Source organism: Bacillus sp. hwrm1 (assembly GCF_040207805.1).
In the GTDB taxonomy this organism is placed as follows: Bacteria; Bacillota; Bacilli; order Bacillales; family Bacillaceae; genus Bacillus; species Bacillus velezensis.
Map to the genome: position 1 here is coordinate 2,690,755 of NZ_CP157943.1, position 14,126 is coordinate 2,704,880.

A 14,126-nucleotide genomic window follows, 5' to 3' on the forward strand; every position below is an offset into this window, starting at 1 on the left:
ATAAGCATTACTAAGCAAAATAAAAAAACCTTTATGCCGGATAAAGGTTTAAAAGCAAAAAGCATGTACAAATATCATATTGCCGCAAATATAAATAGATAGAATTTTCTGATAATTAAAACCACATTTTCATTCTGTTTTCTATATATCAATATAATAAAAACATTCCAACGTGCCGAAACAACGATTGGTTTTATGTGAATATTTCCCTAAATAAATACTATACCATGATTTACTTGTTGTCAATGGGAAACACACGTATATACCAATTCTTCAGCCGCCTTTTTACAGGCGGCTGAACTCGGTTGTTATCAGTTCATCAGCCCATGCCGATATGCCTTCACTATACTATTTGCGGAATAATAGTTCTTTCTCTTTGTTGTAGTCTTTAGTAAATTGATTGAACTCATCTGCTTGTTTATGCACCTTTTCGTAAACTGAGTTTACTTTGCTGATTTGCTCTTCCAGCTGCGCTAATGTGAGCTTTTTATCTTTAATCAGTTTATAAAGGTCCTTATCAAGTGAAATGGCTTTTTCGTACTTTTTGTACAAAAGATCATAAGATGCATACCTTTTCTCCATTAAAGCGACAGCATGCCCGGCTTTTTCTTTTACTTTCTTATCCTTTATTTCTTGAGAAGTTTTTTTTGCGGATTCAAACGCTTTTTTTGAATCATCAATACTGTCTTTTTCTGCTTTCAGATGTTTTTTTCGCTGATTTGCATTGCTCAGAGCCTGATCAGACAGTGTGACAATTTTCTGGTAATCATCCATATTCAGTTTAACCGCGCTGTCGTATAGCTTATGCTCTTTTTTCTCCAATTTTTCTAATGTTTTCTGCTCTTTTTGAAACGGTTTTTCCGCTTGAACGGCTTTTTCCATCGAGTCATGAAGCGATTCAACCGGATCTTTTCCCCCGCAGCCCGCAAGCAGCATACTTGCGGCGCCGAGCGCTCCGATTCCTGCTAATACCTTTTTTTGAATCATATTCACTTAAAATCCCCCAATCTTGACAATTTCCACTATAGAAGCCCGAACGCTTTTTGACAATAGCTGAGCTGTAATTGGCATGACCGGGTAAAAAGACGCTTACGGTGCTGTCAAAGAATACTTGCGTAAAAAATTGAGAAAACAGGGCGGATGACCATACATCTTTTTGGCTTTTACATAGTTTATAGTAGACGCCGGCCCTGCTGACAAAGGGTCAGCGTAATTAAAAGAGGAGGTTTTTTTATGTACGGATATGGATTTGGCGGCGGATTTGGCGGCGGTTGCTGCGGCGGCGGATACGGTTATGGCGGTTACGGTTATGGCTGCGGCGGCGGATATGGCCGCACATTCGCATTAATCGTCGTATTGTTTATCTTATTAATCATCGTCGGTGCCGCTTATTTAGGCTGCGGCTGCTGACCTTATACACCATGAAAATCGGCCGGCCTGCTATGGCCGGCCAATTGTTTCGTTGCGCCGCGATAAAGAAATTCGCTATAATTTACATATTAAGCTTTAGGAGTGAAGTTTCTTGATTACTATGGAAAATATTGTACGCGACGGACATCCCGCGCTCAGAGAGATCGCTGAAGAGGTTCAGCTTCCCGCTTCTGACGAAGAAAAACAGCATCTTGCTGATATGATTGAGTTTGTGAAAAACAGCCAAAATCCTGAATTAGCCGAGAAATACAAGCTTCGTCCGGGCGTCGGTCTTGCCGCTCCGCAAACAGACGTAAAAAAACGGATGATCGCCGTCCATGCAGAAGATGCGAAAGGCACTTTATACAGCTATGCTCTTTTTAACCCTAAAATCGTCAGCCACTCAGTGGAAAAAAGCTACTTGACGAGCGGAGAAGGCTGCCTGTCGGTAGACGAACCCATTCCCGGCTATGTGCCGCGCTACGCCCGCATCCGCGTGAAGGCGGTGACGCTTGAAGGAGAACAGATTGACATCCGCCTCAAAGGTTTTCCGGCCATCGTGTTTCAGCACGAAATCGATCATCTGAACGGCGTGATGTTTTACGACCATATCGATAAAGAAGATCCGTTCAAAGAACCTGAAAACGCCATTGCCATTGACCGTTAAAAAAACCGGCACTTCCCAAAGTGCCGGTTTTCTTTATTTCAAAAGGCCCAGTTCTTTGACGGCCCAGCTGATTCCCTCTTCATCCACCGGCTTTGTGACGAAATCGGCGGCAGCTTTTAATTCCGGAACCGCATTTCCCATCGCCACCCCGGTGCCGACAAAACGGATCATCTCAAGGTCATTTAGTCCGTCGCCGAATGCATAAGTGTCACTTACGCCGTACGGAAGCCGCTCAAGCACTCTTTTAATGCCTTCCGCTTTTGAACCGCCTTTCGGAAGCACATCCGTGGACAATTCATGCCAGCGGACGTAATCAAACTCCGGAAAAGCGGCATATGCTTTTTCTTCATGTCCGCGGCAGAATAAAAGCAGCTGATAAATTTCTTTTCCTTTATAAAATGTTTCATCAACTTCGGGATAAGGCGCTTTCAGACTGCCGATACCTTCCGAGACGTGCGGATGTCCGGGGACGGTCGTTTTCATCGTGTCTTCCGCCATAAATACGACGGGATGCTCCCCTTCTGCCGCCTGCTTTAATAAACGCGCAACCGCATCTTCAGGAAGAGGATTTTTATAAATGACCTCACCTTCAAATACGACATACTGGCCATTGTATGAAATAAATGATTCAATCTCAAGCTCTTCCAGAATCGGTTTTACCATAAACGGGGACCTTCCGCTGGCGATAAAAACGTGATGCCCAGCCTCTTTAAGCGCCGTCACGGCGTTTCTTGCGCTATCGGGAATATGTTTATCATGGTCATAGATCGTGCCGTCAATATCAAAAAAGATCAGTTTTGGATTCATGTCAATTTCTCCTTTTTCCCGTTTATCAGTCGTGTCTTTTTCAATATCATCATACAGAAAGTTTTTCTTCCGGAAAACCGCCTTGATCAAATTCCAGTTTTACCCACGAAAACAAATTCATTTTTTCCGCATACTACTGCTATAAAGGGCTTTAAAGGAGGTATACGATGCTGCGCCGATTACGGAAGAAACTCAGAAGACAGTGGGGCGGAATGCTCCGGAAAAAAGTCATCGCGTAGAAGGGATCTTTCGGTTTTTGAAAGTCCCTTTTTTGCTCGAGACTTTCCTTATAATCCGTTTTCGAATATAATAGAATGAGCGAGTCTAACATACGGCATTTAAGGAGAGATTTGGATGATTTATAAGGTATTTTATCAAGAGAAGGCTGACGAAGTACCTGTTCGGGAAAAAACAGATTCACTTTACATTGAGGGCGTTTCAGAACGGGACGTCAGAACGAAACTGAAAGATCAGAAATACAACATTGAATTTGTTCAGCCTGTGGACGGTGCTTTTTTAGAATATGAGAAGCAGAGCGAAAATTTTAAAGTATTGGAGTTATGAGCGGAATGAAATTTGTAAAAAATGACCAGACTGCCGTTTTCGCCCTCGGCGGATTGGGCGAGATCGGGAAAAATACGTACGGGGTGCAGTTTCAGGATGAAATTGTACTGATTGATGCGGGAATCAAGTTCCCGGAAGATGAACTTCTCGGCATTGATTACGTAATCCCCGATTACACGTATTTAGTAAAAAATGAAGATAAAATTAAAGGTCTGTTTATCACCCACGGTCATGAAGACCATATCGGCGGTATTCCGTACCTGCTCAGACAAGTAAATATTCCCGTTTACGGCGGTAAACTCGCGATCGGCTTACTTCGGAATAAACTTGAAGAGCACGGGCTGTTAAGACAGACCAAATTAAACATCATCGGTGAAGACGACATCGTGAAGTTCCGCAAGACGTCTGTATCCTTCTTCAGAACGACACACAGCATTCCGGATTCATACGGAATCGTCGTCAAAACACCGCCGGGCAATATCGTACATACCGGGGACTTTAAGTTCGATTTCACACCGGTAGGCGAACCGGCCAACTTGACAAAGATGGCTGAAATCGGGAAAGAAGGCGTTTTGTGCCTGCTTTCTGACAGTACAAACAGTGAGGTGCCTGATTTCACCATGTCAGAACGCCGCGTAGGCGAAAGCATTCACGATATTTTCCGAAAAGTGGACGGCAGAATTATATTTGCGACATTCGCTTCGAATATACACCGTCTTCAGCAGGTGATTGAAGCAGCCGTTTTAAACGGCAGAAAAGTTGCCGTATTCGGACGCAGTATGGAATCGGCTATTGAAATCGGACAAAATCTCGGTTACATTACCTGTCCTAAAAATACGTTTATTGAGCATAACGAAATCAATCGTTTGCCTGCCAATAAGGTAACGATTTTATGTACGGGGAGCCAAGGTGAACCGATGGCGGCGTTATCACGCATCGCTAACGGGACGCACCGGCAGATTTCCATTAATCCCGGAGATACAGTCGTCTTTTCTTCCTCTCCGATACCCGGAAACACAATCAGCGTAAGCCGCACCATCAACCAGCTGTACCGTGCGGGCGCAGAAGTCATTCACGGTTCATTGAATGACATTCATACATCCGGACACGGCGGACAGGAAGAGCAGAAATTAATGCTCCGCCTGATCAAACCGAAGTTCTTTATGCCGATTCACGGTGAGTACAGAATGCAGAAAATGCACGTCAAACTCGCGACTGATTGCGGCATACCTGAAGAAAACTGCTTTATCATGGATAATGGCGAAGTGCTGGCCCTCAAAGGCGAAGAAGCCGCTGTGGCAGGCAAAATTCCGTCCGGCTCCGTTTACATTGACGGAAGCGGAATCGGTGATATCGGCAATATCGTGCTCCGCGACCGCCGCATTCTTTCAGAAGAAGGCCTTGTTATCGTTGTTGTCAGCATCAATATGGACGACTTTAAGGTTTCGGCGGGGCCTGATTTAATCTCAAGAGGTTTTGTATACATGAGAGAATCCGGTGATTTGATCAATGACGCGCAGCAGCTGATTTCGAACCATCTGGAGAAAGTAATGGATCGGAAAACAACGCAGTGGTCCGAAATTAAAAACGAAATTACCGATACACTTGCTCCGTTCCTATACGAAAAAACAAAACGCCGCCCGATGATCCTTCCGATCATTATGGAGGTCTAAAAAAAACTGCACTCGTAATGAGTGCAGTTTTTTTATTGCAGCGGAATATGCTGAAAGGCTTTGACATCAAACAGACCGGCTGCTGTCATTTTAATATCCGGAATCACCGGAAGCGCTAAAAACGATAATGTGAGAAACGGATTGAAATCACCGGTGAATCCGAGCAGAGGAAGCTTTTCATGAAGCACGCCCAAGCTGTCATTGACCCATTCCGCCGACTTATCAGACAAAAGCCCGGCGATCGGAAGCGGAACGGAGTGAAGCAATTCTCCGTTTTTCACGGCTGTTAATCCTCCTCCGGTGTCACGGAGCCTGTTGATTGCTTTTGCCAAATCGGCATCGTTTGTACCGACGGCGATGATATTATGGGAATCGTGAGAAATGGTTGTGGCGATGGCGCCTTCTTTTAACCCGAACCCTTGTACAATCCCGAGTCCTATCATTTTTTCGCCGCTGTGCCGCTCTGTGACGGCGATTTTTAATAAATCATTTTCTGTATCAGGACAAAACGCGTCAGCAGACGGTGCAGGCACTTCTTTTTTTCTCGTCTCCAAATGATTCGGTATCATTTCGATTACTTTCATTTTCCTGCCCTCATGAATCGGCATATAAAAATCAGATTCAGTCAGCGGCGATCTCAGCCGCACTGTATCCAACAGCGCCTGGTCCGGCGAATAGGAACCGGCAGACTGTTCATAAACCGTTCGTCCGTTCTCGGCAACGGTCCGGCCGGCGACCATGGTCTTCGTGACGGCAGCCTCCCGTACATCTGAAATGAACAGCAGATCTGCGTCAAAACCCGGCGCTACCGCCCCTTTTGTTTCAAGGCCGTAGCACTCAGCCGCATTTAAGCTGGCGAGCTGATACGCAAGGAATGGATCAAGTCCCGCCTTTATCGCCATTTTGACTTGGTGGTTCACACTTCCTTCTGAAAGCAGATCATCTACATGCTTATCATCCGTACAAAAGAAAAAGCGGCGCGCGTTTTTTTCATTCACCGCCGGCAGCACATTGAGCGTATTTTTTGCCACCGATCCTTCGCGCAGCATGACGTACATTCCCCGTCTGATTCTGTCCAGCGCTTCTTCTTTTGTCGTCACTTCATGATCATTTGACACCATTGCGGTTCTGTATATATTGATGATATCTGAAGACAGTCCGGCTAAATGCCCGTCGATCCGTTTTCCGTGACGCTTGGCATCAAGCAGTTTCTGAAGCATATCCTCTTCACCTTCCGCAACAGACACATAATCCATTACTTCCGCAAGCCCGAGCACCTCTTTCTCCTTATAAAAAGGCTTTAAATCCTCGGCTTTTAATACGGCTCCCGAGCGTTCAAAGCTAGCGGCGGGAACACAGGAAGGAAGCATGAAACGGATGTTCAGCGGCGCCTTTTTCGCCTGCTCTATCATAAATGAAATGCCTTTTGCTCCGGAAACGTTCGCAATTTCGTGAGGATCAGTAATGACAGTAGTCACTCCGTGAGGGAGGACGGCTTTAGCAAATTCAATCGGAGTAACCATAGAGGACTCGATATGAACATGTCCGTCAATAAAGCCCGGAACGATCATTTGACCTTCTGCATCAATGACTTCTTCCCCTTCATATTCGCCCAGCCCGACGATCACTCCGCCCGTAATGGCGATATCTGCAGAAATCCATTCCTGGTTAAATACATCCATGATTTTTCCGTTTTTAATGACGGTATCGGCTTTTTGTCTGCCGGCTGATGCATTCAGCCGTTCAGCCAGTGTTTCTTTGTTCAAAATGAGGCCTCCTCTTTTTCTTTATATGGTACAATATGCTATCGGATCGCCTGATCATAGTCAATAAAAATTGCAGAAAATACCGCTTACATGATAAATGTCTTTCTATTCTGACATAATAAAAGACCGTCCTTTTACGGACGGCTTTTCACTTTGTGTGAAGCACTCTTTTTTCAAATCGGGAAATGTCCGTAAGAGAGCCGATAACGATGAGAATATCTTCTTTTTGGATCATTTCAGTCGCCAGCGGAGATACGATCACTTCTTTTTCTCTCTTGATGGCCACGATATTAATGCCGTACTTCGCCCGGATGTCCAGATCAAGCAGTGTGTTGCCCGCAAGCCTGCTGTTGGCCACGATCTCCACAATGCTGTGTTCGTCGGACAGCTCCAAATAATCAAGCACATTATTTGATACGATGTTGTGGGCGATGCGTTTTGCCATGTCACGTTCAGGGTGGACGATGTGATCGGCCCCGATTTTCGCAAGCACTTTCTCATGATAATCGTTCTGCGCTTTAACAGTGATCGTGTTCACGCCGAGTTCCTTTAAGATCAGCGTCGTTAAAATGCTCGCCTGTATATTTTCGCCGATTGCCACAATGACGTGATCAAAGTTGCGCAGCCCTAAGTTTTTCAGCACCGATTCATCGGTTGAATCGCCGATGACCGCGTGTGATGCGATTTTGGCGTATTCATTTACTTTATCTTCATCAATATCCATCGCCATGACCTCAAGGCCTTCTTCACTTAATGCTTTGCAAATACTTCCGCCGAAGCGTCCGAGACCGATAACGGCAAACTCTTTTCTCATAACAGTACTCCTTTAAACAATATCTCTAATAGGAATAGTATCACATTTTCGGCAACGAGTTCATATAGCGTTTAAGCTTTTCTGAAAAGGTGGGCGATAAATACAGGTCCGCTCCGCGTTCGATTTCTTCCTGATAGTGACCCGGAGGCGCAATTTCCTCAGCTTTATCAAGAACGAGAAACGTCAGGACGCCTCTGTATACACGGCCGCCGGCACACACTTCTATGAACGCTGGACGGTATGTGTGGTTATCAACACCTTCTCTTTTGTACAGATAGGTTGCCGCTTCAAACGGGAGCTTGTACAGCACGCCTTCAGTTCGTCCCCCGTCTTCAACAAGATCGGCTCTGGAACCGTCAGGACGCCTTAACGTGAATCTCGTCGAATACCCTTCAACAACCGCCCCTCCGACCGGCTCGGCAAAAAAGTGGTCGACCCCCGCCTGTTTAAACCGGGCATTGTCCATACAGGAGCCGTATGCGAAATAATAAACCGGACTGTCATCCTCCCGTTTCATAAAACGGTATTCTTTCCAGTCTCCGCTTTTGATACGGCTGAATGAGGCACACTGGTCGGGCTTTACGACATATGCGAAGGCGGTTTTATTCCCGGCATCCGTCGTCACGGCAACCTCTTTTCGATCAAAATCAGCATAATACGCATCCAGCTTACGGATCATCTGATGATCTGTTTCATACAATTCCCCGTACACAAAAGCTGTTTCTGCTAAAGACGCCGCAGGCTGACCTTTATCCGTTTCGTACAGCACGCCGTTTATCGCAGCCTGCTCGCACACACACGGAGCGCCTTTCAGCAGTTCATGGTTTTCTTCACGCTTCCGTAACAAACCGTATACAAAAAGAAGCAAGTTATTTTTCCTCCTTTTGGACAGCAGCCGCTTCTAACGGCAGAATCACCTGAAACGTACTGCCTTCTCCATTTTTGCTCTTAATGTTAAGTTTACCATTATGCTCCTTCAGAATTCGTAAACAAATCGGAAGCCCGAGACCCGTTCCCTGATCTTTTGTTGAGAAAAACGGTTTCCCGATGTTTTCAAGCTTTTCTTTCGACATGCCGTTTCCTTCATCCTGTATGCTGATCACCGCGTATTCTTCATCCCGTTTTGTATAAATATGAATATTCCCGCCGTCAGGCATCGCTTCAATCGCATTTTTAATAATATTGATAAATACCTGTTTCAGCTGGTTTTCGTCACCGTTGACCATACAGGACTCAGTCTGCCTGAAATCCTTCTCAATCACAGTGTTCGACAGCACCGCGTTCGTGTCAAGAAGCGTCGCCACCTGCCGTAAAATATGGTTGAGATGATGAGCGGTAAACGTCACGGTCTGCGGCTTGGCGAGCAGAAGCAGCTCCCCCAGCACGAGATCAATCCTTTTAATCTCCGAAAAAATAATATCAAAATAATCCGTTCTTTCCGGATACTGGGCTTTCATCAGCTGGAGAAAGCCGCTGACTGACGTTAAAGGATTTCTTACTTCATGGGCGATTCCTGCCGCAAGCTCCCCGGCAATGGCCAGCTTTTGAGATTGCATGGCGAGGCGTTCGTTCGTTTCCAGAAGCTCATCGACAGCTTTTTTCCGTTCACTGATATCAGACATCGTCCCCAGGCTTCCGACAAATTTCTGTCTGCGGTCATAATACAGCTTATAATGGACTTCTCCCCAAAAGATCGAGCCGTCTCTTTTAATATATTTGGCCGTAAACATTCCTGACGGGGACTGCTGCTTAATTTGGGAGATAATATAATCAATGATATGTTTTTCTTTTATAAAATAATCATTATACATCGTGCCCATACATTCGCTGATGGAGTGGCCCGTAATCGCCGTCCAGGCCTGATTCAAATATGTAATATTCCCTTGAGCATCCGTCTGAAAAACGATTTCCTGCAGATTGTCCATGATCCGGTTTTTCTCATCTGAAAGCGCCTTTGCTTTCTGCTCGCTGTCCTTCAGCTCCGCCAGCAGCTGCTTTTTATTATCCACATAATAAGCCAGCAGCCAGACGCTGATTAATGTGACGGCGGTAAAGGTGATGTCAACGGGCCAGTTAATCGGATTCCGTTCAATCATATAAAATAAATAATCCCAAAACATAATAAAAATCATTGCCAAGATTAAGGAAATGATACGCGCTTGATATTTTCCCATAGTCCCACCTGCCGCTAGCATTTCTACATATATTGTAACATTGTTGACTGCATTATTGACTAAAAAATGATAACTATTCCCAATTAATTGAGCAGGTTCGCTTACTTTTCCCGTGAGTTTTTGCACAAGTTCATAATAAAAGGACGGAATGATGCTCCGCCCTTTTTGCTGATTATGATCTATCTTTTAACGCTTCCTCGATTTCCTCAAGCAGCATTTTCGCTCCTTCAGGACTTAAAATAATTTTGCCGTTGCCGTACTCCTGATTTTCGGGAGTAATTTCCCCCGTCATTAAGCAAATGCCGTGCGGCTTGTATTTTTTTAAGACAATTTTGTCTCCGTCAACGAAAAATTCAATACTATCTTTAATAGCGATATCCAATGCTCTTCTCAATTCAATCGGCATGACAATACGCCCGAGTTCGTCTACTTTTCTTACTACACCAATTGATTTCATAGAAATCCCCTACTTCCTTTAATGTCTCTTCTTTATGTCCAAGGAAAATCCTTCATAAACGTAGACGAAAGGAACGGAGCAAAAGTTTCTCAGCATCCGGAACTGAATGTTTTTTTACAGAAGAAAATCCTTTTGAAATATGGGATACAGACTTTCCCTCCTTTTTTACAAAAACATTTCATTCCCGGCGGAAACCCCCAAAAATCGTGGTTTTTCTCAGAAACTTTAAATGTAGAATCAATTAAATCAGGATAGGGATTGGGTGAAAACATGTTTCAATCAACTGAGATCGGAATCGACTTAGGAACCGCTAATATACTTGTTTACAGTAAAAATAAAGGAATTATTTTAAACGAGCCTTCCGTTGTCGCTGTAGATACAACAACGAAAGCGGTGCTTGCCATCGGAACGGATGCCAAAAGCATGATCGGAAAGACGCCTGGGAAAATCGTCGCCGTTCGGCCGATGAAAGACGGTGTCATTGCTGATTATGATATGACAACTGACTTATTAAAACACATTATGAAAAAAGCCGGAAAAAAAATCGGAATGACTTTCCGCAAACCGAATGTCGTCGTCTGCACGCCTTCAGGCTCAACAGCCGTTGAACGCCGCGCCATCAGTGACGCTGTCAAAAACTGCGGAGCGAAAAACGTTCACTTGATTGAAGAACCCGTAGCCGCTGCAATCGGAGCCGACCTCCCTGTTGACGAGCCGGTCGCAAACGTCGTCGTAGATATCGGCGGCGGTACGACTGAAGTCGCCATCATCTCATTCGGGGGCGTCGTATCCTGCCATTCGATCAGAATCGGCGGCGACCAGCTTGATGAAGATATCGCCTCGTTCGTCAGAAAAAAATACAACCTGCTGATCGGGGAACGTACGGCAGAACAAGTGAAAATGGAAATCGGTTTTGCATTGATCGAACATGTGCCGGAAACGATGGAAATCCGCGGGCGTGACCTTGTAACCGGTCTGCCGAAGACAATCAGACTGCAATCTAATGAAATTCAGCACGCGATGCGTGAGTCGCTCCTGCATATTCTTGAAGCGATCAGAGCGACACTTGAAGATTGTCCGCCGGAGCTCAGCGGTGATATCGTTGACCGCGGCGTCGTGTTAACCGGCGGAGGCTCCCTTTTAAACGGGATGAAAGAATGGCTGACAGATGAAATCGTCGTTCCCGTTCATTTGGCGGCAAATCCGCTTGAATCAGTGGCTATCGGCACGGGACGTTCATTAGACGTCATCGACAAGCTGCAAAAAGCGATTAAATAATAAGATTGTGCTTCTTTTTTCTCCGGCCGGCTCATATTGTGAGAACTGGAGAAACATTAAGGAGGAAGCATATGCTTAGAGATGTGGGAAGACGCGTAGCAGTAGCCGTCATTTTAAGCGGAATTATTTTGGGGGGTATGAGCATATCACTGGCCAATATGCCCCATTCTCCGGCCGGCGGCGCCGTAAAACTGAATCACCCGTAAAGACGCAGCAAAAGCTGTGTCTTTTTCGTTTGTGCTCCTTTCTTTCCTTTATGAGGCGATATTTGATATGATGAGAAAAACCGATGAGGAGGAATGAACGATGAGTTCGTTTACTGAAAAGTTACATACATATGCTCAGCTGGCGGTAGAAGTCGGCGTCAATGTCCAAAAAGGACAGCATGTCGTAATCAATGCCTCAACTGATGTCCGGGAACTTGTCAGACTGCTTGCCAAACATTCTTATGAAAAAGGCGCTAAAAACGTCACCGTAAATTGGCAGGACGATGAACTGTCCAGATTAAAATACGAGATGGCACCTTTTGAAGCGTTTGAAGAGTATCCTGAATGGGAAGCAAAAGGAAAAGAAGAGCTCGCGAAAAAAGGGGCTGCGTTTATTTCTGTCGTCTCATCCGACCCCGACCTGTTAAAAGGCACTGACGGCAAACGGATTGCAGCGTTCCAAAAAGCCGCCGGAAAAGCATTGCATACATACAGACAATATATTCAATCAGATAAGGTCAGCTGGACGGTGATCGGAGCGGCTTCAACAGGCTGGGCGAAAAAAGTGTTCCCGGATCAGCCGGAAGAAACAGCCGTTCAGCTTTTATGGGAAGAAATTTTCAAAACGACCCGCGTAAATGAAGAAAACCCTGTGGAAGCATGGAAAAAACATGATCAAAACCTTCATGAAAAAGTGGAACACTTAAACAAAAAACATTACAGCGCCCTGCATTATCAGGCTGAAGGAACAGACTTAACCATTGAACTGCCGAAAAAACATGTATGGGCAGGCGCAGGAAGCGTGAATGAAAGCGGGCACGAATTCATGGCCAACATGCCGACAGAAGAGGTTTTTACCCTTCCGCAGCGTGACGGGGTGAACGGCACGGTTTCCAGCACGAAACCGCTGAGCTACGGCGGCAACATTATTGATAACTTCACTCTTACCTTTGAAAACGGCCGCATCGTTGATGTGAAAGCTGAAAAAGGCGAGGAGATTTTAAAAGGCATCGTCGAAACCGATGAAGGCTCACACTATCTCGGAGAAGTGGCCTTAGTGCCGTACGATTCACCGATTTCACAATCAAATATTTTATTTTACAACACACTGTACGATGAAAACGCCTCTAACCACTTGGCGATCGGCAGTGCGTATGCCTTTAATATTGAGGGCGGCAAACAAATGACACGGGAAGAGCTTGTCAAAGAGGGCTTAAATGAAAGCATTACACACGTAGATTTTATGGTCGGTTCCAAAGATATGAATATCGACGGCATTACGGCGGACGGCAAAAGAGAACCGATCTTCAGAAACGGAAACTGGGCATTTTAATAAAAAAAGGAGGCGATCAGGCCTCCTTTTTTTATTTCGCTTCATACATTTGCAAGTTGGCGCAGACGGTTTCCAAAACAGGTGTATCAACTGACAAGCCTTTCGCTTTCTCAAGCAAAAATCCGTGTAAATGATCACCTTCCGTCACCCTGCCCTTTTCCATATCTCTCAGCATCGACGATTTCATATGGTAAGACATGCTTGTCAATGTGCGATAACTCTCCTCTTCCAGACCAGGATCTTTCGGGATGCCGGCAGCCTTGAAAATGGCACCGATTTCAGCAAAGAGGCGCTTTGCCGTGTTGCGGCCGCCTTCTGTTTCTAAAATCGGTCCGACAGGCTGTTGAAACAGAGTGGTCACTCCCGCCTGCGCGGCAATAAACATATATTTTTTCCAAATGTCCTTTTCAATATCCCGGCTGATGATGACATCCGCTTTCACACCTGCAAATGCGTTTTCCAGCTCGTTCATACGTTCTGTGCGTTCCCCGTTCCATTCACCGAAAACAAAGCGGTGGGCAGCGCTCGTATGAAGAATTTCCCCTTTGTCGTTAAGGGCGCTCTCAATAAAGCAGAGGCCGCCCAGCACCTGCCGTTTTGAAAAAGCTTCAAACAGCTGGTTATAGTGCCTGTATCCGTTTAAAAAAGGAATAATGACCGACGAAGGTTTGACAAACGGTTTGACATCCCGAATGACGTCCTGCAAAGAATACGCTTTTGAAGCGATGATAACCGCGTCAAATGCTCCTTCTTCGTCCGCCATGATTAATTTTGGCTTGATTGAAACATCACCTTTTTCACTTTTGACGGTCAATCCCGTCTCTTGTAATTGTTCCGCCCGTTTCTTGCGGACGAGAAACGTCACGTCATTTCCCTTTTCTGCAAGACGCGCGCCGATATATCCGCCCACTCCCCCAGCTCCGACAACTAAAAACTTCATGATGCATTCCTCCGTCTCTTTTCAAGTTATGTATTCA

General features: G+C 45.4%; 15 protein-coding genes. 7 read left to right on the forward strand and 8 right to left on the reverse strand.

From position 1 onward, the window contains the following. Positions 1-348: 348 nt before the first annotated feature. Positions 349-987 (reverse strand): YkyA family protein, encoded by a 639-nt coding sequence (locus ABK447_RS13280; protein WP_032865273.1) that lies wholly within the window; start codon positions 985-987, stop codon positions 349-351. Between the two features lie 246 nt (positions 988-1,233). On the opposite strand from ABK447_RS13280, the gene ABK447_RS13285 reads away from it, so the two are divergent. Then, positions 1,234-1,410, forward strand: a complete 177-nt coding sequence (locus ABK447_RS13285) for a YjcZ family sporulation protein (protein ID WP_032862645.1) — start codon at positions 1,234-1,236, stop codon at positions 1,408-1,410. Between the two features lie 112 nt (positions 1,411-1,522). After that, complete coding sequence (def, locus tag ABK447_RS13290; RefSeq protein ID WP_039063011.1) at positions 1,523-2,077, forward strand: peptide deformylase; 555 nt, start codon at positions 1,523-1,525, stop codon at positions 2,075-2,077. A gap of 33 nt (positions 2,078-2,110) precedes the next feature. Here def and ABK447_RS13295 read toward each other — a convergent pair whose 3' ends face one another. Continuing rightward, the gene (locus ABK447_RS13295) at positions 2,111-2,884 is read right to left on the reverse strand and encodes a Cof-type HAD-IIB family hydrolase (protein ID WP_020955758.1); all 774 of its coding nucleotides are present in this window, start codon (positions 2,882-2,884) and stop codon (positions 2,111-2,113) included. Between the two features lie 354 nt (positions 2,885-3,238). Between ABK447_RS13295 and ABK447_RS13300 the strand changes: the two genes are divergently transcribed. Then, the gene (locus ABK447_RS13300) at positions 3,239-3,448 is read left to right on the forward strand and encodes a DNA-dependent RNA polymerase subunit epsilon (RefSeq protein ID WP_003154548.1); all 210 of its coding nucleotides are present in this window, start codon (positions 3,239-3,241) and stop codon (positions 3,446-3,448) included. A 5-nt stretch (positions 3,449-3,453) separates the two neighbouring features. Then, positions 3,454-5,121, forward strand: a complete 1,668-nt coding sequence (rnjA, locus tag ABK447_RS13305) for a ribonuclease J1 (protein ID WP_007409649.1) — start codon at positions 3,454-3,456, stop codon at positions 5,119-5,121. Between the two features lie 32 nt (positions 5,122-5,153). Here the strand turns inward: rnjA and ade are convergent, their stop codons facing one another. From ade to ABK447_RS13330, 5 genes are all read right to left on the reverse strand, one after another. Beyond that, on the reverse strand, positions 5,154-6,887 hold the full coding sequence (gene ade / locus ABK447_RS13310) for an adenine deaminase (protein WP_216062236.1): 1,734 nt from the start codon (positions 6,885-6,887) through the stop codon (positions 5,154-5,156). Between the two features lie 148 nt (positions 6,888-7,035). Continuing rightward, a complete protein-coding gene (gene ktrC, locus ABK447_RS13315; protein ID WP_003154554.1) occupies positions 7,036-7,701 on the reverse strand; it encodes a Ktr system potassium transporter KtrC in 666 nt (221 codons plus the stop codon). Between the two features lie 40 nt (positions 7,702-7,741). Then, positions 7,742-8,569 (reverse strand): gamma-glutamylcyclotransferase, encoded by an 828-nt coding sequence (locus ABK447_RS13320; RefSeq protein WP_039063009.1) that lies wholly within the window; start codon positions 8,567-8,569, stop codon positions 7,742-7,744. A 1-nt stretch (position 8,570) separates the two neighbouring features. Then, positions 8,571-9,875, reverse strand: coding sequence for an ATP-binding protein (locus ABK447_RS13325; protein ID WP_007409646.1), 1,305 nt, complete (start codon positions 9,873-9,875; stop codon positions 8,571-8,573). Positions 9,876-10,047: 172 nt separating this feature from the next. Further along, entirely contained in the window at positions 10,048-10,332 is a 285-nt protein-coding gene (locus ABK447_RS13330; protein WP_003154557.1) for an AbrB/MazE/SpoVT family DNA-binding domain-containing protein, read from the reverse strand. A 270-nt stretch (positions 10,333-10,602) separates the two neighbouring features. On the opposite strand from ABK447_RS13330, the gene mreBH reads away from it, so the two are divergent. From mreBH to ABK447_RS13345, 3 genes are all read left to right on the forward strand, one after another. Continuing rightward, on the forward strand, positions 10,603-11,610 hold the full coding sequence (mreBH, locus tag ABK447_RS13335; RefSeq protein ID WP_003154558.1) for a cell shape-determining protein MreBH: 1,008 nt from the start codon (positions 10,603-10,605) through the stop codon (positions 11,608-11,610). A gap of 71 nt (positions 11,611-11,681) precedes the next feature. Beyond that, on the forward strand, positions 11,682-11,816 hold the full coding sequence (locus ABK447_RS13340; protein WP_003154559.1) for a protein YkpC: 135 nt from the start codon (positions 11,682-11,684) through the stop codon (positions 11,814-11,816). 100 nt (positions 11,817-11,916) lie between these two features. Then, a complete protein-coding gene (locus ABK447_RS13345; protein ID WP_007409644.1) occupies positions 11,917-13,149 on the forward strand; it encodes an aminopeptidase in 1,233 nt (410 codons plus the stop codon). 31 nt (positions 13,150-13,180) lie between these two features. Here ABK447_RS13345 and ABK447_RS13350 read toward each other — a convergent pair whose 3' ends face one another. Further along, positions 13,181-14,089 (reverse strand): ketopantoate reductase family protein, encoded by a 909-nt coding sequence (locus tag ABK447_RS13350; RefSeq protein WP_124934920.1) that lies wholly within the window; start codon positions 14,087-14,089, stop codon positions 13,181-13,183. Positions 14,090-14,126 lie beyond the last annotated feature (37 nt).